Genomic DNA, 20,689 nt, shown 5'->3' with positions numbered 1-20,689 from the left:
GCCAGCCTAAGCAGCGTCCGTCACCGCCGCGTCCTGCGCATGTATGCGCTCGACTTCCTTCGGCGTCGGCCTGGCTACTTTCGTCACGAAGACGATGACCGCCAGCGTCAGGAAAATCGCGCCGAGCACATAGGGCGCGCCGCCGAACACCACCGGCGCGCTCGGCCCGGTAAACCAGGAAAAGATCGCCGTGTAGAGCAGCGGCGTGATGATCGAGGTGATCGAGAAGATCGAGGTCATCGCGCCCTGCAATTCGCCTTGCGCCGAAGGCGGCACCTTGGCGGCGGCGAGGCTCCTCAGCGGCGGATCGGCCAGCGCCTCCAGGCAGCCGGCAACGATTACCGCATAGACCATCCAGCCCTGCGTCGCGAAGGCATAGCCGAAGGCGCCGAGCGCGGTGAAGGTCAGCCCGATCGCCGCCGTCCTCCACTCACCGAGTTTCGGGATGATGCGCGGCAGCACCGTCGCCATGATGATGGCGCCGCACAGGCCGAAGGCGCCGAGCGAGAAGCCGATCTGCTGCTGGTTCCAGCCATAGCGGTAGTTGGAGACGAATGCCCAGACCGCCGGATACATCATGTGGCCGAGCGTCATCAGGAAGAACACCAGCCCGATCCAGCCGATGCCCGGATAATTGCGCATCTGCATCAGCGTGCCGACCGGATTGGCGCGCTTCCACTCGAAGGGCCGGCGGTGTTTTTCGTCCAGCGTTTCGGGCAGGAAGACCATCGCGATCAGGAAATTCACGAAGGCAAGTGCTGCGGCGAAGTAGAACGGCACACGCGGCCCGAACGTGCCGAGCACCCCGCCCAGCACCGGGCCGATGACAAAGCCGACGCCGAAGGCGATGCCGAGCAGGCCGAAATTCTTCGCCCGGTTCTCGTCGTTCGAGATGTCGGCGATGAAGGCCGATGTCGTCGAATAGCTGGCGCCGGAAATGCCGGCGAGCACGCGGCCGATGAACAGCATCGGATAGGACCAGGCGATGGCGCAGATCAGATTGTCGATCGAGAAGGTCAGCACCGAGGCAAGCAGGACCGGCCGTCGCCCGAAACGGTCGCTCAGGCCGCCGATGATCGGCGCGAAGAAGAACTGCATCGCCGCATAGACGAAAAACAGCCAGCCGCCCTCGATCGCGGCCTCGCTGACGCTGACGCCGCTCAGTTCCTCCAGATAGGCCGGCAGCACCGGCATGATGATGCCGAAGCCGATGATGTCGAGCAAAAGCGTCGTGAAAACGAGCGCAAGGCCCCGCTTGGCGGTTTTCGGGTCGATCATGGTGACAAGCTCCTCATCCGCCCTGGGGCACGGGCGGGACGGACCTTATAGGCGAGGTCAGCGGCCGGAACAATCCGCGAACGATCGCAAATGCCTTATGCTGACACCACTTGCCACCAGCAGGCGCCGATCGCGGATCGTCACTCGAAAAGGAGCGGAAACGCCACCTCAGATCGGACCGCTCATCGTGTTGCAGTCGGACAGCTTGCCGCTCTTGAAGCCCCGCGCCAGCCAGGTCTGCCGCTGCTGCGAAGTGCCATGGTTGAAGCTTTCCGGCACGACATAGCCCTGCACCTTCTTCTGCAGCGTGTCGTCGCCGATCTGCTTGGCGGCGTTGAGCGCGCTTTCGATATCACCCTGCTCCAAAATGCCCTTCTGCTGGGTGAAATGCGCCCAGACACCGGCGAAGCAATCGGCCTGAAGCTCGATGCGCACCGAGAGCTGGTTGGCGTCGGCCTCGCTCATGCCCTGCCGCATCTGGTTGAACTTGCCCATGATGCCGGTGAGGTTCTGCACATGATGGCCGATCTCATGCGCCACCACATAGGCGCGCGCGAACTCGCCCGAGGCGCCGAATTGCTGGTCGAGCTGCTGGAAGAAGGTCATGTCGAGATAGACCTTGTGATCGCCAGGGCAGTAGAACGGCCCGGCCGCCGCCGAAGCGAAGCCGCAGGCCGAACGAACCTGGCCGCTGAACAGCACCAGCTTGGGGTCCTCGTAGGTCAACCCCTGGGATTTGAAAATGCCGGTCCAGGTGTCCTCGGTATCGGCAAGCACGGTCGCGACGAACTGCTTCATCTCATCATTGGCGGGCGCGTTGCCATTGTCCTGTGCCTCGGTGATCTCGCCGCCGCCGCCCGGCAGCAAGCCGCCGTCGCCGCCACCCAGGATCTGCGACGGGTCGAAGCCAAAATACCATCCCGCGAGCACAACCAGGATGACCAGGAGGATGCTGCCGCCACCGCCGGTGCGGCCGCCGATCGGGACGCGGAACTGACCGCCGCCACCCAATCCGCCGCCACCGCCGCTGTCGCTGCGCTCGTCCTCGATGTTGTCGCTCTGACGACGGCCTCTCCAAAGCATGGCAACTCCTCGCAATGCGAATGTCCTGGAGGGGCTGGCCCGCGACCGCCCCATGCTGACAAGTATCGCAACGGCCAGTCCAAGTCACAGAATTTTTCGCGGTCGAAAAATGCGCGGGCCGGAGGAAACTCCGATCGGCCGGTTAATTTCCACTCCCGATAAACCGGCTGAAAACCTCAACTTTTCTGCTTGGCGCCGGCGCTTTTGCCGTCCGAACTTTTCGACCGTTCCTCGAAACGTGCAGCCCCCTTCTTCAGAGGATGGCCGGTCTCTGCCTCGGTCTTGCGTTCGTCCCCGGCGGCCGCCTGCCGCAATCCCCTGGCCGCTTGCTTTCCCTTGGCGGTTGGTGCCTGTTCGATGCCCATTGCTTCCTCCCTAAACGCGATAATCGCGCGATGTCGGAGGTAATGCGGCCGGGATGCGTAGGTTCCGCGTCAACACGCGCGATGGGAACCGGGGAGCTAAGCCTGGCGATGCGTCATCGCCCGGCGGAAGGCGTCCAGCGTCTCGGCGCTGACATGGTGCTCGATGCCTTCGGCATCGATGCGCGCCGTCTCCGCACTGACGCCCAGCGAGCGCAGGAAGGCTTCCACCGTCTGGTGGCGGATGCGGCTTTCCTCCGCGACCTTGCGGCCGGTCTCGGTCAGGAACACGCCGCGATATGGCTTTCGCGAGACCAGCCCGTCGGCGCACAGCCTGGTCAGCATCTTGGCGACCGTCGGCTGCGCGACGCCGAGCCTTGCCGCGATATCCACTTGCCGCGCCTCGTTGCCATCCTCGATCAGGTCGGCGATCAGCTCGACATAGTCCTCGACCAGCGCGCTGCGGCGCGCCTGGCGCTGCTGCCGGAATCCTTCCGAATGGATTTCGGCATCGGGAAGCGGCTCCTCGCGTCGAACCGGTTTGTTCCTCAGCGCCAATATGCGCTCCTCCTGAATCGGGACCGCATCCATAGCACGAAACCCCTGATGACCCGGCCGTTTATTTGCATTCCCGCGCGGGCGCAACCGGCGTTTCCGCCGCCCGCCCTGGAACTTGCTCCCGCGGATCACGAAAGCATGATCAATGAAACATAGCATATTGCATAATGTTGAGCTGTGGCATAGATAGGAGGCACGTTCGATAATTCCAGCGGAAATCCCATGTCCGATGCCGATGCAGCAACCGTAGCCCGACCCGCGTGGCGATTCGACAGGCCGGACGTCGAGCAGCCCAGCCTGCGCGAGGTGAATGCCTCGATCGCGGTGCCGCGGACCGGCGTCTGGTTCCGCCGCCTGTTCGCCTTCATGGGTCCGGGCTACATGGTTTCGGTCGGCTACATGGACCCGGGCAACTGGGCGACGGACCTCGCCGGTGGCGCGCAGTTCGGATACACGCTGCTTTTCGTCATCATGCTGTCGAACCTGATGGCGATCCTGCTGCAGGCGCTCGCCGCCCGCCTCGGCATCGCCACCGGCCGCGACCTCGCCCAAGCCTGCCGCGCCTATTATCCGCGCCCCGTCAATCTTGTGCTCTGGATCGCCTGTGAGCTGGCGATCATCGCCTGCGACCTCGCCGAGGTCATCGGCACCGCAATCGCGCTGCAGCTTCTGTTCGGAATTCCGCTGATCGGCGGCGCCATGCTGACCGCGCTCGACGCCTTCCTGGTCCTGCTGCTGATGAACAGGGGCTTCCGCTATCTCGAGGCCTTCGTCGTCGCCCTGCTGATCATCATCTTCGGCTGCTTTGCCATCCAGATCTTCGTCGCCGCGCCGCCGGCCGGCACGATCCTGCATTCGATGTTCGTGCCGTCATCGCAGATCGTCACCAATCCGGCGATGCTCTACATCGCCATCGGCATCATCGGCGCCACGGTCATGCCGCATAACCTTTATCTGCATTCCTCGATCGTGCAGACCCGCGCTTATGAACGCACCGAGACCGGCAAGCGTGACGCCATCAAATGGGCGACGACGGATTCGACCATCGCGCTGATCCTAGCGCTGTTCGTCAATGCTTCGATCCTGATCGTCGCGGCAGTCGCCTTCCACAACACCGGCCACCACGACGTCGCCGAGATCGGCCAGGCCTTCGAACTGCTGTCGCCGCTGCTTGGCCTGAGCATCGCCTCGATCCTGTTCGCCATCGCCCTGCTCGCTTCCGGCCTCAACTCGACCGTCACCGCGACGCTTGCCGGCCAGATCGTGATGGAAGGTTTTCTGCGCCTGCGCATCCCGCAATGGGCGCGGCGCCTGCTGACGCGCGGCATCGCCATCGTCCCCGTCGTTGTCGTCACCGCGCTTTATGGCGAGAAGGGCACGGCCGAGCTGCTTGTGTTCAGCCAGGTGGTGCTGTCGATGCAACTGCCCTTCGCGGTCATCCCGCTGGTGCAGTTCGTGTCGGACAGGAAGAAGATGGGCAGTTTCGCCATACCGCGCGGCGTAGCGGCGCTGGCCTGGGTGGTGGCCGCAATCATCCTCGTTCTCAACTTCAAGCTGCTCTACGACACCTTCGCCGGCTGATCGCGACATTCCAGCCGCACGCGCTATCTTGGCGCTATGGCAGAACCCGACGAAGCCCGCAGATTCTACGCCAGGCTGATGGCCGCGCAGGCCCGCTCAGCCGATCCGCGCATCGAGGAGGTCTTCGCCTCGGTGCCGCGCGAGGCCTTCCTCGGTCCGGGACCATGGACCGTCTTTGCCGGTGAAGGCCGGTTCGAGACGCCGAGCGCCGATCCGACCTACATCTACCAGAACGTGCTCGTCATGCTCGATGCCGACAAGGGCATCAACAATGGCGAGCCGCTTCTGCACGTGATGTGGCTCGGCAAGGTCGAGCCGAAGCCAGGCGAGGCCGTCACCCATATCGGCGCCGGCACCGGATATTATACGGCGCTGCTGGCGAGACTGGTCGAGCCGGGCGGAAGCGTCACCGCCTTCGAGATCGAGGCCGATCTTGCCGCGCGCGTCAAAGCAAACCTTGCCCGGTACGCCAACGTCGAAGTGGTTCAGGGCGACGCCGTCGCCAATCCGCTACCGCCCTCCGATGTCATCTACGTCAATGCCGGCGTCGTCGCCCCGCCCGCCGCATGGCTGAAGGCGCTGAAGCCCGGCGGCCGCATGATCTTCCCATGGCGCCCGTCCGAAACCGTCGGCCTCGCGGTCCTCATAACCCGCCTGGAAAACGGCTTCGCGTGCCGGCCCTTCATGGGCTCCTGGTTCATCCCTTGCGTCGGCGCCTCCGCCGTTGAGCCAGGCGCGAAAATACCGACCCGCGAGCGCGCCGCGCGCACCCGATCGATCTGGCTTAGGGAAGACAAGGCGCCCGACCGCACCGCCACCGCCGTCTTCGGCGATGTCTGGTTCTCGTCACGGGCCATTCGCGCTAACAACACACGGTAGAAATTCGCGGAGCCGTGTCGGAAAGCGGCCTTGCCGTTCGTCCTTAGCTCGAAATCCGGCCGTGACGGGCGCGGACCAGCCAAAAGGAGAAAGACCATGCGCAAGATCATCGCCGCCACCTTCGTCAGCCTTGACGGCATCATGCAGGCGCCCGGCGGACCGGAAGAGGATCCCGTCGGCGGCTTCGAATTCGGCGGCTGGACCTTCCATTACTTTGACGAGGTGGCGGGCACGGCAATGGAGGAACTATTCGCCAAACCGTTCGACCTGCTGCTCGGCCGCAGGACCTACGACATCTTCGCCGCGTACTGGCCGTATCAGAAAGATTCGATCGCCGACGTCTTCAACCCGGCGACCAAATATGTTGCGACGCACCGGCCGGATTCGCTGACCTGGGAGAACACCCGGTCGCTCGGGCCTGATATCGTTGCCAGGCTTAAGGAGATCAAGCAGGAAGACGGGCCCGACCTGCTCATCCAGGGCTCCGGCAACTTGATCCAGACCCTGCTTGCGAACGGGCTGATCGACGAGATCCGGCTAATGATCTTCCCGCTGCTGCTGGGCAAGGGCAAGCGTCTGTTCGGTGACAACGCTGTCCCGGCGGCGTTCAAGCTCGTCAAATCGCAGGCTACGACCACCGGCGTCATCATGGCGACCTATGAGCGCGCGGGCGAAATCCGCACGGGCTCGTTTGCCCAGCAGGAGCCTTCGCAGGCCGAACTCGAACGGCGCAAGAACTGGAAGTAGCGCCAAGGCTTGTCTTTCCTCGCCCCCGCCAAAGCGGGGCGAGGAAAGACAGTATACTCACGCCGCCTGGCGATAGCGCGCCAGACCCTCGCGGATACGGCTGGCGAAAGCCTGCGCGGCCGGCTGGGTGGCATGTTTCGGCAGATGCAGATTGACGGAGAAATTCGGCAGCGCCGGAAGGCCGGCATCGGACAGGATGTCGAGATCGGCCGGCACCGTCGAGGCAAGCCAGGTGGTCACGGCGAGGTCGGAGCGCACCGTCGCGGTCGTGGCATCGATGTTGCCGTTTTCGAACACGGTGCGCCAGTCGAGCCCGTGCTCGGCAAGCGCCGCCAGCACCGCCGGTCGGAAGGCGCAAGTGTCGGCGACGATCGAGACCGGCAGCGGCCGTTTCAGGCGTGCCGCGCCGCCTCTGGCGCCGACCCAGACCAGCCGGTCGACGAGCAGGCATTCGCCGGCGCTGGGACCGACGCGCTCCTCGATGACCGCAAGGTCGATCGTGCCCGCCGCCAGGGCCGCCGCGAGTTCCGGCGAGGAGGCGCAGACCAGCGAAATCTCCACCTGCGGATAGGCTTCGGCATAGGCTTTAAGCACCGGCGCCAGCAGCGTGCCGACGAGATCGTAAGGCACGCCGATCCGCACCTGTCCGGCAACCGCCCCGCCCCTGATTTCGGCGAGGATCTCGTCATTGAGCTGCAGCAGGCGCCTAGCCTTGTCGAGCAGCCGCTCGCCGGAACGGGTCAGCTTCAGGCCGCGGCGGTCGCGCTCGAACAGGCTTTGCCCCAGCACATCTTCCAGCCGTTTGATCTGTTGGCTGACGGCGCCTTGCGTCAGGTGGAGCGCATTGGCCGCCGCCGTCATGCTGGCCTTGTCGGCCGTCATGACGAAGGTGCGGATGAGGGTCGTGTCGAGATCGCGGATCATGGCTTCAATTATATTCTCTAATGCAAACCATATCAAACATTGCATTTACTGATGCTGCGAAGCGCATAAGCATGCCGGCTTCTCGACTGGGAAGCCCGCATGTCCGAAACCATCATTCCGCTGGTCGTGTTCGCGCTGATCTCGACCGCAACGCCCGGCATCGCCACGACATTGTCGACTGCCTCCGGCGCGCAATTCGGCTTCCGCCGCTCGGTGCCGCTGATGGCCGGCAGCGCGGCGGGACTGGCGACCGTGGCGGCCGCGGGCGCGGCGGGCCTCGCCGGCCTGCTTGCCGCCGTGCCGTCGCTGCAGCTCGCCATGAAGATAGCGGGCTCGCTCTATCTGATCTGGCTGGCGATCAAGATTGGCCGCAGCGGTCCGCCCAATCTCGACATCAGCATGACCAGGCCGAACAGCTTTTTCGGCGGCGCCGGCATCCAGTGGATGAACCCGAAGGGCTGGGCGATGGGACTGGGCGCTGCGGCATCCTTCGCGGCGCTCGCCGACGGCCCCTTGCAGCTTGCGCTGCTGCTCGGCGCCGTGTTCGGCCTCGCCGCGGCTTTCTCGCTGTCGCTGTGGTGCGTGGCGGGGGCCCTGCTTGCCCGCCTGCTCAAGACGGAGCGGCAGTGGCGCGCGCTCAACATCGTGCTCGGCCTGCTGCTGGCCGCCTCGATCCTGCAGATGTGGCGGCCAGCTTGAGAGGAGATTAGACCGCGTAGCGCGCCGCCGGCTTGCCGGAGAACAGGCTGCCGAAGAACTGGTCCCTGGCGCCGAGATACGTCGTCAGCCCGGCCGCGTCGGCAAGGCCGGGCGCGGTGACGGTCTCGCCCTGGGCGAAGCCGGCAAGTGCCGCGTCGACCAGATCCTCGGCGCTCATGATCCAGTCCGGATTGATCCTGTCGAGGCTGATTCCGGAGACGTCCCACAATTCGGTGCGGATCGGCCCCGGCACCACCGACTGGACCTTCACATTGGTGCCGGCGACTTCCTTCTGCAGCGCTTCGGTGAAGTTGGCGACATAAGCCTTGGTGCCGCTGTAGATGCCGCCGACGGCAATGCCATAGGCCACCACCGAGGCGATGTTGATGATCCCGCCGCGATTGCGCTTGAGCAGACCCGGCAACACCGCGCGGGTCAGCCTGGTCAGCGCAATGACATTGACCTTGATCATGCGCTCGGCCGTGTCTGCGTCGGCGTCAGCAATCGTCTCCAGGCCGGCCACGCCGGCATTGTTGACCAGCAGCGTCACGCTGTCATCCGTCGCGACCGCCTGCTCGACGCGGCGCAGATCGGCATCGACGGAGAGATCGGCGACGATCGTCTGAACCTTGCGGCCATAGGCATAGGCGAGCCTGTCGGCCACCTCCTGCAACCGGTCGGCGCGGCGCGCCACCAGCACCAGATCGTAGCCCTGCCCTGCCAACCGGTCAGCATAGACCGCGCCGATGCCTGAGGACGCGCCGGTGATGACGGCCGTGCCCTTGTTGTCCTTCGTGCTCATTGTCCTGTTCCTTTTGTTCGCTTCGCTTGGTTCGGCGCCGATGGTCAGTTCATCCGCCGCGCCTCTGATTTCAATTAGTGGCATATGCCACTTTTGCCGAAGTAGGTATATGCCACTATCTTGTCAACGGCAGCGGCAAAAACTATTTCTGCGACAGGCTGGCGCGTCTTTGCGCCGGCAAGGAGTGATGATGACCGAAGCTCGAAAACCGGGATTCAGCGACTGCAACAACGCCACGCTGCGCCGCGCCGCGCGCAGCCTAGGCCGCTTCTATGATGACGCGCTGGGGCCAACAGGTCTGAAGAGCACGCAGTTCGGTATGCTCTTCCAGATCCACATCAGCGACGAGCCGGCGATGGGCGCCATCGCCGAGGCGCTGATCATGGACCTTTCCGCGCTCGGCCACACGCTGAAGCCGCTGATCCGCGACGGTTATGTCGAGACTTTCGCCGACAAGGACGACCGCCGCGTCAAGCGCGTGCGGCTGACGCCACGAGGCCAGGCCAAGCTCGACGAGGCGCTCAAGCTCTGGAGCATCGCCCAGCGGCAATTCGAGGAGAAGGTCGGCGCGGAGCAGGCGGCGAAGCTGCGCGCGGCGCTGGATGCTGTGGCCGATCTCGATCTGGAAATGCCGGCGGCCGCTCCTTCAAATTGAAGAAGCGGCCGTCCGTCACGCTTTCAAGCAGCTTATTCCGCCGGCATCGCGACCGGGCGCGCAAAAACGCGACCGGCCAGCACGATACCCAGGCCCAGGATTGGGAACATCGCGGCGATCAGGCCGAGATCGGCCGGCGCGCCGAAGCGCAGCACGGCGGCGCCGACCACCGCGCCCAAAGCGACGCCGAAATAGAGCGCCGAAGCATTGAGCGACAGCACGATCGGCGCGGCGTCGGGCGCGATCTTGAGGATGCGGCTCGCCTGCGCCGGCGGGAAGGCCCAGCCGACAATGCCCCAAGGCACCATCATGGCCATTAGCGCCGGCCCGGCGATCCAATGCGGCAGGAAGGTCGGGATCAGCGAGAAGGTGGCGAGCATCGCGGCCGACAGCGTCAGCGACCAGGCGACGGTGCGGGTCGCGCCGAAGCGGTCGGCCGCCTGGCCGCCGGCGATGTTGCCGACGACGGCGCCGACGCCGAAGGCGAGCAGCATGCCGGGCAGCGCGATCGGCGACAGCCCGCCGCCCTGAATGGCCAGAGGCGCGATGAAGGCGAAGACGGTGAAGGCGCCGATCAGCGCAAGCGCCGTCGTCAGCAGGATCGGCATCACGCCGGGGCGGACCGCCGCAGCCAGCCTGCGCTTCAGCGGCAGCCTGGTGCCGATGATGCCGCGCGGCAGCCGCCACCACAGGATCGCGCCGGACAGCGCGCCAAGCGCGGCGATGGCGAAGAACGTGCCGCGCCAGCCGGCGACCGCCGCGACCAGCGCGCCGAGCGGCGCGCCGACCGCCACCGCCACCGTGGTACCGCCGACGACGACGGCAATGGCGCGCGCCCGGTGATGGTCGTCGACCAGCGCCACGGCCGTGCCTTGCGCGGTCGCCGCGAACAGGCCGGACGACAGCGCCATGACGATGCGGGCGATCAAAAGCAATTCGAAGGACGAGCTCAGCGCGGCAACGATGTTGCCGATGACGAAGAAGACCAACGTCCACAGGATGACGCGCCGCCGGTCCCATTCGCCGGTCAGCGTCGCCAGCACCGGCGCGCCGATAGCGTAGGCTAGCGCGAAGGCGGTGATCAGCGAGCCGGCGAGCGGCACCGAAATGCCGGCGTCGGATGCGATGTCGGGAAGAAGGCTTGAGATGACGAAGCCTTCGGTCGAGATCGCAAACGATCCGAGCGCCAGCCAGAAGATCCGCTTGTCCATGGGAATTGTCCTTAGTTCAAAAGTTATTGAACAATTGGACATAGCAGGGCATGATGTCAACCGACCCGGGACAAAATAGCTGAACCCTGCTGACAGCCCTGTGTCAGGACGGGGCCGAAAGAACGAGGCTGCGTCTACCGGCAGAGGAAGGAGTCGCGTTGAAGTTCGTTCAGTTTGTGCTTAATTCTTGGTCATGAGCCTGCCCCATCCAACCGCCGACCAGATCAGCCTGCCGATCGTGCTTGCCGTGCTCGGCGACCCGACCCGGCTTTCCATCGTGCGCTATCTGGCTCGCAAGGAAGGCGTGCCGATGAACTGCAGCAAGTTCCTCGACCTCGCCTCCAAGACCAATCTCAGCTACCACTTGGCCAAGCTGCGCGAAGCGGGCGTCACCCGCAGCGAAGCGGTCGGCACCAGCCGGCTGATCACGCTGCGCCGCGACGACCTCGACAGGCGTTTTCCAGGCCTGCTCGACAGCGTGATCGCCGCGGCCGACGGCGACAAGGACCTGCCGGCGGTCGGCACCGCCGAAGTCGAGGTTTCGGCCTGAACAGCATGCGCATCGCCGTTCTCGCCGACATCCATGGCAACCTCCTGGCATTAGATGCCGTGCTCGACGATCTGAACCGGCGCGGCGGCGCCGACATCACCGTCGATCTCGGCGACTGCGTCTCCGGCCCGCTCTGGCCGCGCGAGACGATGGAACGGCTGCAGACGCTGAACCTGCCGACGGTGCGCGGCAACCACGACCGACGCGTCGCGCAGGACACGGCCGACGAAACCATGTGGCCTTCCGATCGCTACGCCCAGGAACGGCTGACTCCGGCGCAGCGCCAGGCCTTGCTCGCCCTGCCGCTGACATTGGAGATCGCACCCGGCGTCACCGCCTTCCACGCCCGGCCGGACCATGATGAGAAATATCTCGCCGACGCCATTGTCGACGGCCAGTTGGTGCGCGCGCCGCTTGAGGCGATCAGGCGCCGGCTGAAGCCGCTCGATCCCGCATGCCGCCTTGTGCTGTGCGGCCACAGCCACCGCAACGAGCTCATCCGCATCCCCGGCGGTCAGGTCATCTTCAATCCCGGCAGCGTCGGCTGCCCGGCCTATGACGACGACACGCCGCCGGCGCATGTCTCGGAGCAAGGCTCGCCGCACGCCCGCTACGGCATCGTCGAGCTTGGCAAGGACGGCAGTCCCAGCCGCTTCGAGAGCATCGCCGTCGACTACGACCATGAAGCCGCCGCAAAGCAGGCCGAACAAGCGGGAAGGCCGGAATGGGCGCGAGCGCTGCGGACCGGTTTTATGAAGGATTGAGCGAAGCTCATATCCAGGATTAAGCAGAGCTTGTTTCGAGCGCCACGATTGAAGTGCATTGCTTATGGCCGAGGGATGAAGCGCAAAGTCACGCTCCGATCGTCGCTGCTGATCGCCGCTCCTTTGTGTCTGGCCGCTCTCCCGGCCTTGGCTCAGGATGCGCCCGGCACAATCATCTCCATCATCGGCGGCCTCGCGCCGGATGATCTGCTCAACATTCGCGCCACCGCTTCAGCGGGCGGAAAGATCGAAGCCCGCCTGCCCAACGGCTCGGCCGTCAAGAATTTCGGCTGCAAGACCGTCAACAATTATCCTTGGTGCAAGGTCGAGGACACGCAGGACGCCCACATAACCGGCTGGGCGCCCGCCCGCTATCTCAGCCCCAATAATCCAGCGTCGCCCCCTGAAGACAGCGCCGCGCCGGCGGATGCGGCTGCCGCGCCCCAGCCACCTCTCGAAGAACCGCAGCCTGATATAGCGGCGCGCCTGGGCGGGGGCGAGCCGGCGGACCCGCCTTCCGCGACCGAGATCGTCAGGACCGCCATGCTGGATGCCTACGGTCTCGCTTTCGTGACCTCGGCGAGCACCGAATCCGATGGCCCTGCCCCGGACGCGGCCGGCGGCATTCCCTGCGCGCGCCACATCGGCCAGCCGATGACCCGCTGCGCGGTGACTGTCGCGCGCAAGGATGGCGACAGCGATGTCACGGTGACTTGGCCGGATGGCGGTGTGCGCATCATCACCTTCCATGGCGGCCAGCCGAGCAGCTCGGATTCGCCCGAAGAATTCCGCTTCACCCGCGAAGGCACGCTCAACATGATCCGGATCGGCGTTTCAGAGCGTTTCGAGATCACGGATCAGCTGGCGCTGGGCGATTAGGGGAGTAGGGCAGTAAGGGAATAAGGCAGTAGGGGGAAGAAAGCACCTACTGCCCTACTGCCCTACTGCCCTACTCCCCTACTCCCCTACTCCCCTTCATTTTCGGGGTTACATCCCGCAAAACTCTTCCCTATAAGGCCCTCCTAGCCTGATACCAGAATCGCAAGCACAACCGGCCGGGACCTCCCCCGTCCCGGTTTTTCGTGCAAGCCGCTCGCCGAACGGATTTTTCGAATATGCCAAGACGCACCGACATCAAGTCGATCCTGATCATCGGGGCCGGCCCCATCGTCATCGGCCAGGCTTGCGAGTTCGACTATTCCGGCACCCAGGCCTGCAAGGCGCTGAAGGAAGAGGGTTTCCGGGTCATCCTGGTCAACTCCAATCCGGCCACCATCATGACCGATCCGGAGCTGGCCGACGCCACCTATATCGAGCCGATCACGCCCGAAGTGGTAGCCAAGATCATCGCCAAGGAGCGGCCGGACGCGCTGCTGCCCACCATGGGCGGCCAGACGGCGCTCAACACGGCGCTCTCGCTGCGCCGCATGGGCGTGCTCGACCGCTACAATGTCGAGATGATCGGCGCCGACGCGCATGCCATCGACAAGGCCGAGGACCGCGCGCTGTTCCGCCAGGCGATGAGCAAGATCGGCCTGGAGACGCCGCGCTCGATGCTGGCAAACGCCACCGACGTCAAGAACGCCGACCGCAAGACGCATGAGGCCGAGCGCGCCGCGCTGAAGGCCGAGAACCCGGAAAACCTCGACGCCGCGCTCGACGCGCTGGAAACGCGCTGGAATCTCGGCGAAGGCGACCGCAAGCAGCGCTATATCAGCCATGCCATGGCGATCGCCGCCCAGGCGCTCGACCATGTCGGCCTGCCGGCGATCATCCGCCCCTCCTTCACAATGGGCGGCACCGGCGGCGGCATCGCCTACAACCGCGCCGAATTCTACGACATCGTCCAGTCGGGCCTCGACGCCTCGCCCACCACCGAGGTGCTGATCGAGGAAAGCGTGCTCGGCTGGAAGGAGTATGAGATGGAGGTCGTCCGCGACAAGGCGGACAATTGCATCATCGTCTGCTCGATCGAGAACCTCGATCCGATGGGCGTGCACACCGGCGATTCGATCACCGTCGCGCCGGCGCTGACCTTGACCGACAAGGAATACCAGATGATGCGCAACGCCTCGATCGCGGTGCTGCGCGAGATCGGCGTCGAGACCGGCGGCTCCAACGTGCAGTTCGCCGTCAACCCGGCCGACGGCCGGCTGGTCGTCATCGAGATGAACCCGCGCGTCTCGCGCTCCTCGGCACTGGCCTCGAAGGCAACCGGCTTCCCGATCGCCAAGGTCGCGGCCAAGCTTGCCGTCGGCTACACGCTGGACGAGCTGGAGAACGACATCACCGGCGGCGCGACGCCCGCCTCTTTCGAGCCGACCATCGACTACGTGGTGACGAAGATCCCGCGCTTCGCCTTCGAGAAATTCCCCGGCGCCGAGCCGGTGCTGACCACCGCCATGAAGTCGGTCGGCGAAGTGATGGCCATCGGCCGCACTTTCCAGGAATCGCTGCAGAAGGCCTTGCGCGGATTGGAAACCGGCCTGACCGGATTGGACGAGATCGAGATACCCGGGCTCGGCCATGGCAGCGCGCCCGCCAGCCATGTCGACGACCGCAACGCGATCCGCGCCGCGCTCGGCACGCCGACGCCCGACCGGCTGCGCATGGTGGCGCAGGCGATCCGCATGGGCACCTCGCTGGAAGACGTGCACGCCATGTGCAAGATCGACCCGTGGTTCCTCGAGCAGATCGCCGGCATTATCGCCATGGAGGAGCGCATCCGCGAGCACGGCCTGCCGCAGGACGCCGTCAACCTGCGCATGCTGAAGGCGATGGGCTTTTCCGACGCCCGCCTCGCCTCGCTGACGAAGACCGACGCCGAAGCCGTCCAAAAGGCCCGCGAAAAGCTCGACGTTCATCCGGTCTACAAGCGCATCGACACCTGCGCCGCCGAGTTCGCCTCGCCGACCGCCTATATGTACTCGACCTATGAGGTGCCTTTCGTCGGCGAACCCGCCAACGAGGCGCACGTGTCGGCGCGGAAAAAGGTCGTCATCCTCGGCGGCGGTCCGAACCGCATCGGCCAGGGCATCGAGTTCGACTATTGCTGCTGCCATGCCGCCTTTGCGCTGCGCGACGCCGGCTATGAAGCGATCATGGTCAACTGCAACCCGGAGACGGTCTCGACCGACTACGACACTTCCGACCGCCTCTATTTCGATCCGCTGACGGCGGAGGACGTGCTGGAGATCCTGCGCGCCGAGCAGGCCTCGGGCGAACTGGTCGGCGTCATCGTCCAGTTCGGCGGCCAGACGCCGCTGAAGCTCGCCGACGCGCTGGAAAAGGCCGGCATCCCGATCCTCGGCACCTCGCCCGACATGATCGACCTGGCGGAGGACCGCGACCGCTTCCAGAAGCTCTTGCACAAGCTGAACCTCACCCAGCCGAAGAACGGCATCGCCTATTCGGTCGAGCAGGCCCGCCTCGTCGCCGGCGAGCTCGGCTTCCCGCTGGTGGTGCGCCCGTCCTATGTGCTCGGCGGCCGCGCCATGCAGATCATCCACGACGAAAGCATGCTGCAGACCTACCTGCTCGACACCGTGCCCGGCCTGGTGCCGGAGGACATCAAGCAGAAATACCCCAACGACAAGACCGGCCAGATCAACACGCTGCTCGGCAAGAACCCGCTTTTGTTCGACACCTATCTCAAGGGCGCCATCGAGGTCGATGTCGATTGCCTCTGCGACGGCAAGGAGACCTTCGTCTCCGGCATCCTGGAGCATATCGAGGAGGCCGGCATTCATTCGGGCGACAGCGCCTGCTCGCTGCCGACGCATTCGCTGCCGTCCGACCTCGTCGACGAGCTGGAGCGCCAGACAGCGGCGCTCGCCCGCGCGCTCAACGTCGGCGGCCTGATGAACGTGCAATACGCTATCCAGGACGGCACGGTCTATGTGCTGGAGGTCAACCCGCGCGCGTCGCGCACCGTGCCCTTCGTCGCCAAGACCATCGGGCGTCCCATTGCGAAGATCGCGGCCCGCATCATGGCCGGCGAGACGCTGGAAAACGCCTTCGCCCATTACGGCGCCATGCCCGACCCGCGCAATCCCGGCCACATCGCGGTCAAGGAAGCCGTCTTCCCCTTCGCCCGCTTCCCCGGCGTCGACATCCTGCTCGGCCCGGAAATGCGCTCGACCGGCGAGGTCATGGGCCTCGACCGCGATTTTGCGCTGGCCTTCGCCAAGAGCCAGTTGGGGGCCAATGTCGACCTGCCCCGCTCCGGCACGCTGTTCGTCTCGGTCCGCGACGAGGACAAGAAAGGCATCCTGCCGGCGGTGAAGCGCCTCGCCGATCAGGGCTTCAAGGTGCTCGCCACATCCGGCACCGCCCGCTTCCTCGCCGAGAACGGCGTGGTGGCCGAAAAGATCAACAAGGTGCTGGAAGGCCGTCCCCACATCGAGGACGCCATCCGCAACCGCCAGGTCCAGATCGTCTTCAACACCACCGATGGCCAGAAGGCAGTGTCGGACTCAAAATCGCTGCGCAGGGCCACGTTGATGCAGAAGGTGCCGTATTACACGACACTGTCAGGGGCTGCCGCGGTGGCGGAAGCGATTGCGGCGCTGCGGGCGGGGAACCTGGAGGTTCGGCCGCTGCAGGAGTATTTTGGGTGAGGCCAGGTTAACCCTCGCGGAGAAGGCTGGCGGGCGAGAAGGTGCCGCGCCTCCTCCGCAAGGCAAGGTTTATGCGTCAATTAAGAAGATAGCATCGGCGCCGTCATTGTTTCAGAACCACGACACTTGATTATTTTCTGCTACTTCGTAGTCTGTTGTCTGTTCAGGGGGAACAGATGGAAAGACGCAAAACTGAAAGTGCCGCTAGCGTTCCCAAGACTAGAGCCAAAGGCGCTTTGCAAAAGACAACGAAATCGGCACCGGAGCGGCAAGAAGATAAGCCATATCTAACTTTTGGAATAGGTTGCTTCCATTTTGCCAGCCTACGACCAGCTAACGAAATAACTCGTGAAAAATATTTTCAAGATTTGAAGGAATACTTTCTTTCAGATAAGCTTGTTGTCAACTTTGAGATAGATAGCAGCGATATAACATCCGTATTTGCCGAAGAGCGCCCAGAAAATATAACTGAAAACATATATGAATCAGAAATAATTTACCCGTACGTGAGAAATTGTTTAATAAGATTTGAGATACATGTCCCTAAAAGAGTTCAAAAAGAATACATACTTTCTTGGCGCGAGCCAACTGCCAACGAAAACTTCGTCGTCGAGATAGACTATTCAGAAGATATACCCGTAACGTATGTCTGGCTCGACGCTGACGAGCCATCCCCCTCCACGGCAGTGTCGATCTTGTGGAAGCATTTAAAGAGCTCGAATCCCGAAAGTAAGGCAATCAAATTTCAGATGACTGGCCCCTCGCCATTCCACACTAATTTTGTGGTTAGGAAGACAAATGGCAGGACACTCGATATATCTATAAAAGAAAAACGGGGTTACGATCAAATGACTATTGTCGTCCCCGATGTAATTGAAGAAAGCGATGTAAAAGAAATTGTTAGATATCGATTAAATGAGGAGTTTTCTATCTTTTACGAAGCTTCAATAGACCGAGTAAGATTCCACAATGACTTCTCATTGATTTCTGATAAGATAGAAAAAACGATAAATAAAGAGTCTTTACGGGATAAAATCAAAAGAATGATAGTAGGTGGAGACCCAGAGATATATGATATTTCAATTGAAATTGAAAAGATAATGATCAATCTTGAGAGAATGCTATCTGGATATAAGGAGAAACTTTCGTACATTGAAAAATCATTTGGAGAGATTATCAACAAGTCAAATATAGAAGATCGTCTCTCCGAAATAGGATCCGTTCCACTTGAGAGGTATCTCAGCATAATCTCCATTCTACGTAGCAGACATGAAAGTAGTAGGGCTAACTATACAGTTATTATTGCAGCCATAGTTGGAGCCGCCGCAGCTCTACTCTCGTCTAAAATATTTTGACTGAGCCTATTTTTTCAAATAGCGCGCTTTCGCCAGCGATTTGCTAACCATCCTAGGGCCATTGCTGTGTCAGCTTGAGCGGAAGAACCCTCAAGCCACCGCCACGCACTCTATCTCGATATCGAATTCCATCGGCCATGACGCCACCGGCACGAAACTGCGCGCCGGCGGGTTGGTGGCAAAATACCTCGCATAGACCCGGTTGATGGCGTTGTAGAAGCCGGAATTGACGGCGTAGATGCGCACCATCACCACCTTGTCGAGTGTCGTGCCGGCCGCTTCCAGGCAGTGTTTCAGCGCCTTCAGCGACGCCTCGGTCTGGGTCTCGATGTCGCCGCGCACCATCTCTCCGGTCACCATGTCGACCGGCGGCGTCGCCGAGATGAACACGAAGCCGTTGGCCCGCACCGCCGTCGAGCACGGCAGGCCAAGTGCGCGTACCTTTGCCGACATCACGGGCACTTCGATGATTTCCTGGTCCATGGTGGTCCTCCTGATTTGCGGAGGAGCTTATCGCGGCGGCGAGGGAACGCCAGCCTTCCCTTCCCCCCTTGTGGGGGAAGGTGGATCGGCGCGCAGCGCCGAGACGGATGAGGGGTGTTCCAGCGGAGTGAGACGTCCGTTCACACGCACCCTTCCCATCGACGCCGGAAGGCGCGCAATGGCTGTCGTCTCGTTCCTTCCAGCACCCCTCATCCGTCTCGGCGCTAGCGCGCCGATCCACCTTCTCCCACAGGGGGAGAAGGCAAAGCCTCACTGATGCGCGACCGCCAGGTCCTTCACGTGCTTCTCGTGCATCTTCAGCACCGGCAGCGTTTTCTTGGCGAATTCCTTCATCGCCGGGTCGTCGCCGGAATTGGCGTAGGTGGAAAACAGCGCGACGGCTTCCTTATGCGCGTCGGTCTGCATCTTGATGTATTTGGCGTCGAAATCCTTGCCGCTCACGCCCTTCAATTCGTCGAGCATCTGCTGCTCCTTAGGCTGCAGCGCCGGGCCAGCGGGCTTGATCGACGCGGTGGTCTGGCCCTGGCTGAGCGCGGCCTTGAAGTCCTCGCCGGCCTTGGTGTGGTCCTTGATCATATCGGCGGCGAAAGCCTTGACGTCGGCCGAAGCCGACTTCTCTTGTGCCAGCTTGCTCGATTCGATCTCGAACATATTGGCATTCGGCACGGTCGTGACGAAGGTCTGGGTATCGACCTTGTTGTCGGTCACCATCGGTCCCACAGCGTCTGTGTTGGTGTCGTTTGATTGGGCGAACGCGGCGGGCGCGCCGGCAAGAAGCGCGACGGCGACCAGGGGCAGCAGCGTTTTCATCTCAAAACTCTCCAAAACAGCCCCTCCGCCTTCCCCAACGCGAGATTGGCGCCAGGGTTGCTTAAAAGGCCGTCGAAAGGGCATGCAGGAACCAGCCCCGCTTTGCCGCATTGCTTCGCGTCAGCTAGAACCACTCGGGAACGGGGAGCAAAAATGACCGACAGCGACGAGATCGACCTGCGCTGCCCGCAGATCGTTGCCGACAACGCCGCCAAGGGCCTCAGGCTGCGCCAGCAGTTCGGCCGCGGCGGCACCGAGATCGGCGTCGCCCGCGCCACCGAGCTCAAGAACCGCAGGAACCTGTCGCCCTCGACCATCCGGCGCATGGTCAGCTATTTCGCTCGCCACGAGGTCGACAAGAAGGGCAGGAATTATGGCAACGAAGACAATCCATCGGCCGGCTACATCGCCTGGCTGCTGTGGGGCGGCGATGAAGGGCGCGCCTGGGCACTGGAGATGAAGAAGAAGGTTGGCAACGCGCCCGACATCTAGCCCTTCACCCCGCCGGCGGTGAGGCCGGAGACGATGCGGCGCTGGAAGATCAGCACCAGCGCCACCAGCGGCACGGTGACAATCACCGAGGCGGCCATGATGTTGCCCCAGGGGATCTCGAATTGCGAATTGCCGGAGAGAAGCGCGATCGCCACCGGCACGGTGCGCTGCGTGTTGGTGGAGGTGAAGGTGAGCGCGAACAGGAACTCGTTCCAGGCGCTGATAAAGGCGAGCAACCCGGTTGTGGCGAGCGCCGGCCATAGCAGCGGCAGGAAGATGCGCGTCAAGATGGTCCACGGCCCGGCGCCGTCGAGGATCGCCGCCTCCTCGATCTCGACCGGCAGGTCGCGCACGAAGGTGGTGAGCACCCACACCGTGAACGGCAGCGTGAAGATCATGTAGGACAGGATGAGTGCCAACAGCGAATTGTAGAGATGCAGCGCCCTGACGATCTCGAACAGCCCGGCCAATGCCGCGACCTGCGGAAACATCGACACCGACAGGATGGCGAGCATCAGCGCCGAGCGCCCGCGGAAACGGATCCGCGCCAGCGCATAGGCCGCGGTGACGCCGAGCAGCAGCGAGACCGCCACGACCGCGCCGGAGACGATCAGCGAATTGAAAAGATTGCGCAGGAAGGGACCTTCCGTCAGCACGTTGCGGTAATTGGCGAGGCTGAACGAATGCGGCCAAAGGTTAGCCTGGAACAGCTCGGTCCCCGATTTCAGGCTGGTGATGATGGCGTAGTAGAACGGAAACACCGCGACCAAGACGATCGCCAGCAGCAGCAGATAGAAGGCGGCGCGCTTCAGCATT

General features: G+C 63.3%; 21 protein-coding genes. 11 read left to right on the top strand and 10 right to left on the bottom strand.

The genetic code is table 11. The features are described 5' to 3' along the window. Nucleotides 1–6: 6 nt before the first annotated feature. The 4 genes from E5X34_RS23170 to mntR all read right to left on the bottom strand — a co-directional run bounded on the left by E5X34_RS23170 (nucleotide 7) and on the right by mntR (nucleotide 3,281). The gene (locus tag E5X34_RS23170) at nucleotides 7–1,278 is read right to left on the bottom strand and encodes a TCR/Tet family MFS transporter (RefSeq protein ID WP_292569360.1); all 1,272 of its coding nucleotides are present in this window, start codon (nucleotides 1,276–1,278) and stop codon (nucleotides 7–9) included. Nucleotides 1,279–1,446: 168 nt separating this feature from the next. Beyond that, nucleotides 1,447–2,361, bottom strand: coding sequence for a neutral zinc metallopeptidase (locus E5X34_RS23165; protein WP_292569357.1), 915 nt, complete (start codon nucleotides 2,359–2,361; stop codon nucleotides 1,447–1,449). Between the two features lie 176 nt (nucleotides 2,362–2,537). Next, the gene (locus tag E5X34_RS23160) at nucleotides 2,538–2,726 is read right to left on the bottom strand and encodes a hypothetical protein (protein WP_292493211.1); all 189 of its coding nucleotides are present in this window, start codon (nucleotides 2,724–2,726) and stop codon (nucleotides 2,538–2,540) included. A 96-nt stretch (nucleotides 2,727–2,822) separates the two neighbouring features. Then, nucleotides 2,823–3,281: a manganese-binding transcriptional regulator MntR gene (mntR, locus tag E5X34_RS23155; protein WP_042647014.1), complete on the bottom strand. Its 459-nt coding sequence runs from the start codon at nucleotides 3,279–3,281 to the stop codon at nucleotides 2,823–2,825. A gap of 222 nt (nucleotides 3,282–3,503) precedes the next feature. On the opposite strand from mntR, the gene E5X34_RS23150 reads away from it, so the two are divergent. From E5X34_RS23150 to E5X34_RS23140, 3 genes are all read left to right on the top strand, one after another. Next, nucleotides 3,504–4,862, top strand: a complete 1,359-nt coding sequence (locus E5X34_RS23150; protein ID WP_292569353.1) for an Nramp family divalent metal transporter — start codon at nucleotides 3,504–3,506, stop codon at nucleotides 4,860–4,862. Between the two features lie 36 nt (nucleotides 4,863–4,898). Beyond that, the gene (locus E5X34_RS23145; protein WP_292569350.1) at nucleotides 4,899–5,741 is read left to right on the top strand and encodes a protein-L-isoaspartate O-methyltransferase; all 843 of its coding nucleotides are present in this window, start codon (nucleotides 4,899–4,901) and stop codon (nucleotides 5,739–5,741) included. A gap of 96 nt (nucleotides 5,742–5,837) precedes the next feature. Further along, a complete protein-coding gene (locus E5X34_RS23140) occupies nucleotides 5,838–6,488 on the top strand; it encodes a dihydrofolate reductase family protein (RefSeq protein ID WP_292569347.1) in 651 nt (216 codons plus the stop codon). A 57-nt stretch (nucleotides 6,489–6,545) separates the two neighbouring features. Here E5X34_RS23140 and E5X34_RS23135 read toward each other — a convergent pair whose 3' ends face one another. Continuing rightward, entirely contained in the window at nucleotides 6,546–7,412 is an 867-nt protein-coding gene (locus tag E5X34_RS23135) for a LysR substrate-binding domain-containing protein (protein ID WP_292569344.1), read from the bottom strand. A 99-nt stretch (nucleotides 7,413–7,511) separates the two neighbouring features. Between E5X34_RS23135 and E5X34_RS23130 the strand changes: the two genes are divergently transcribed. Beyond that, nucleotides 7,512–8,111, top strand: a complete 600-nt coding sequence (locus E5X34_RS23130; protein ID WP_292569342.1) for a LysE family translocator — start codon at nucleotides 7,512–7,514, stop codon at nucleotides 8,109–8,111. A 7-nt stretch (nucleotides 8,112–8,118) separates the two neighbouring features. Here E5X34_RS23130 and E5X34_RS23125 read toward each other — a convergent pair whose 3' ends face one another. Then, nucleotides 8,119–8,913 (bottom strand): SDR family oxidoreductase, encoded by a 795-nt coding sequence (locus E5X34_RS23125; protein WP_292569340.1) that lies wholly within the window; start codon nucleotides 8,911–8,913, stop codon nucleotides 8,119–8,121. Between the two features lie 190 nt (nucleotides 8,914–9,103). Here E5X34_RS23125 and E5X34_RS23120 point away from each other — a divergent pair, with 190 nt between their 5' ends. Next, nucleotides 9,104–9,568 (top strand): MarR family winged helix-turn-helix transcriptional regulator, encoded by a 465-nt coding sequence (locus tag E5X34_RS23120; RefSeq protein ID WP_292569338.1) that lies wholly within the window; start codon nucleotides 9,104–9,106, stop codon nucleotides 9,566–9,568. A gap of 32 nt (nucleotides 9,569–9,600) precedes the next feature. Here E5X34_RS23120 and E5X34_RS23115 read toward each other — a convergent pair whose 3' ends face one another. After that, nucleotides 9,601–10,779, bottom strand: coding sequence for an MFS transporter (locus E5X34_RS23115; protein ID WP_292569335.1), 1,179 nt, complete (start codon nucleotides 10,777–10,779; stop codon nucleotides 9,601–9,603). A 193-nt stretch (nucleotides 10,780–10,972) separates the two neighbouring features. On the opposite strand from E5X34_RS23115, the gene E5X34_RS23110 reads away from it, so the two are divergent. The 5 genes from E5X34_RS23110 (at nucleotide 10,973) to E5X34_RS23090 (ending at nucleotide 18,067) form a co-directional block, all read left to right on the top strand. Beyond that, nucleotides 10,973–11,329, top strand: coding sequence for a helix-turn-helix transcriptional regulator (locus E5X34_RS23110; protein ID WP_292569332.1), 357 nt, complete (start codon nucleotides 10,973–10,975; stop codon nucleotides 11,327–11,329). A 5-nt stretch (nucleotides 11,330–11,334) separates the two neighbouring features. Next, nucleotides 11,335–12,093, top strand: a complete 759-nt coding sequence (locus E5X34_RS23105) for a metallophosphoesterase family protein (RefSeq protein ID WP_292569329.1) — start codon at nucleotides 11,335–11,337, stop codon at nucleotides 12,091–12,093. Nucleotides 12,094–12,168: 75 nt separating this feature from the next. After that, nucleotides 12,169–12,972, top strand: a complete 804-nt coding sequence (locus tag E5X34_RS23100; RefSeq protein WP_292569326.1) for an SH3 domain-containing protein — start codon at nucleotides 12,169–12,171, stop codon at nucleotides 12,970–12,972. Between the two features lie 236 nt (nucleotides 12,973–13,208). Continuing rightward, nucleotides 13,209–16,712 carry a carbamoyl-phosphate synthase large subunit gene (carB, locus tag E5X34_RS23095; protein ID WP_292569322.1) on the top strand — a complete coding sequence of 1,168 codons (3,504 nt, stop codon included), beginning with the start codon at nucleotides 13,209–13,211 and terminating at the stop codon, nucleotides 16,710–16,712. A 176-nt stretch (nucleotides 16,713–16,888) separates the two neighbouring features. Next, nucleotides 16,889–18,067 (top strand): hypothetical protein, encoded by a 1,179-nt coding sequence (locus E5X34_RS23090; RefSeq protein WP_292569319.1) that lies wholly within the window; start codon nucleotides 16,889–16,891, stop codon nucleotides 18,065–18,067. Between the two features lie 90 nt (nucleotides 18,068–18,157). Here E5X34_RS23090 and E5X34_RS23085 read toward each other — a convergent pair whose 3' ends face one another. Both E5X34_RS23085 and E5X34_RS23080 read right to left on the bottom strand, forming a co-directional pair. Further along, the gene (locus E5X34_RS23085) at nucleotides 18,158–18,550 is read right to left on the bottom strand and encodes a RidA family protein (RefSeq protein ID WP_292569316.1); all 393 of its coding nucleotides are present in this window, start codon (nucleotides 18,548–18,550) and stop codon (nucleotides 18,158–18,160) included. Between the two features lie 270 nt (nucleotides 18,551–18,820). Beyond that, the gene (locus E5X34_RS23080) at nucleotides 18,821–19,381 is read right to left on the bottom strand and encodes a DUF4142 domain-containing protein (protein WP_292569313.1); all 561 of its coding nucleotides are present in this window, start codon (nucleotides 19,379–19,381) and stop codon (nucleotides 18,821–18,823) included. A 153-nt stretch (nucleotides 19,382–19,534) separates the two neighbouring features. Between E5X34_RS23080 and E5X34_RS23075 the strand changes: the two genes are divergently transcribed. After that, entirely contained in the window at nucleotides 19,535–19,873 is a 339-nt protein-coding gene (locus E5X34_RS23075; RefSeq protein ID WP_292569310.1) for a hypothetical protein, read from the top strand. Here E5X34_RS23075 and E5X34_RS23070 read toward each other — a convergent pair. Beyond that, nucleotides 19,870–20,688, bottom strand: coding sequence for a carbohydrate ABC transporter permease (locus E5X34_RS23070; RefSeq protein ID WP_292569433.1), 819 nt, complete (start codon nucleotides 20,686–20,688; stop codon nucleotides 19,870–19,872). The two genes, E5X34_RS23075 and E5X34_RS23070, sit on opposite strands and share 4 nt — an antisense overlap. Nucleotide 20,689: the final 1 nt, after the last annotated feature.

The sequence above is a fragment of the Mesorhizobium sp. genome (genome assembly GCF_004963255.1).
Lineage (GTDB): Bacteria > Pseudomonadota > Alphaproteobacteria > Rhizobiales > Rhizobiaceae > Mesorhizobium.
The sequence above is the reverse complement of the archived record's forward strand: the minus strand, read 5'-3'. Positions and strand labels throughout refer to the sequence as shown.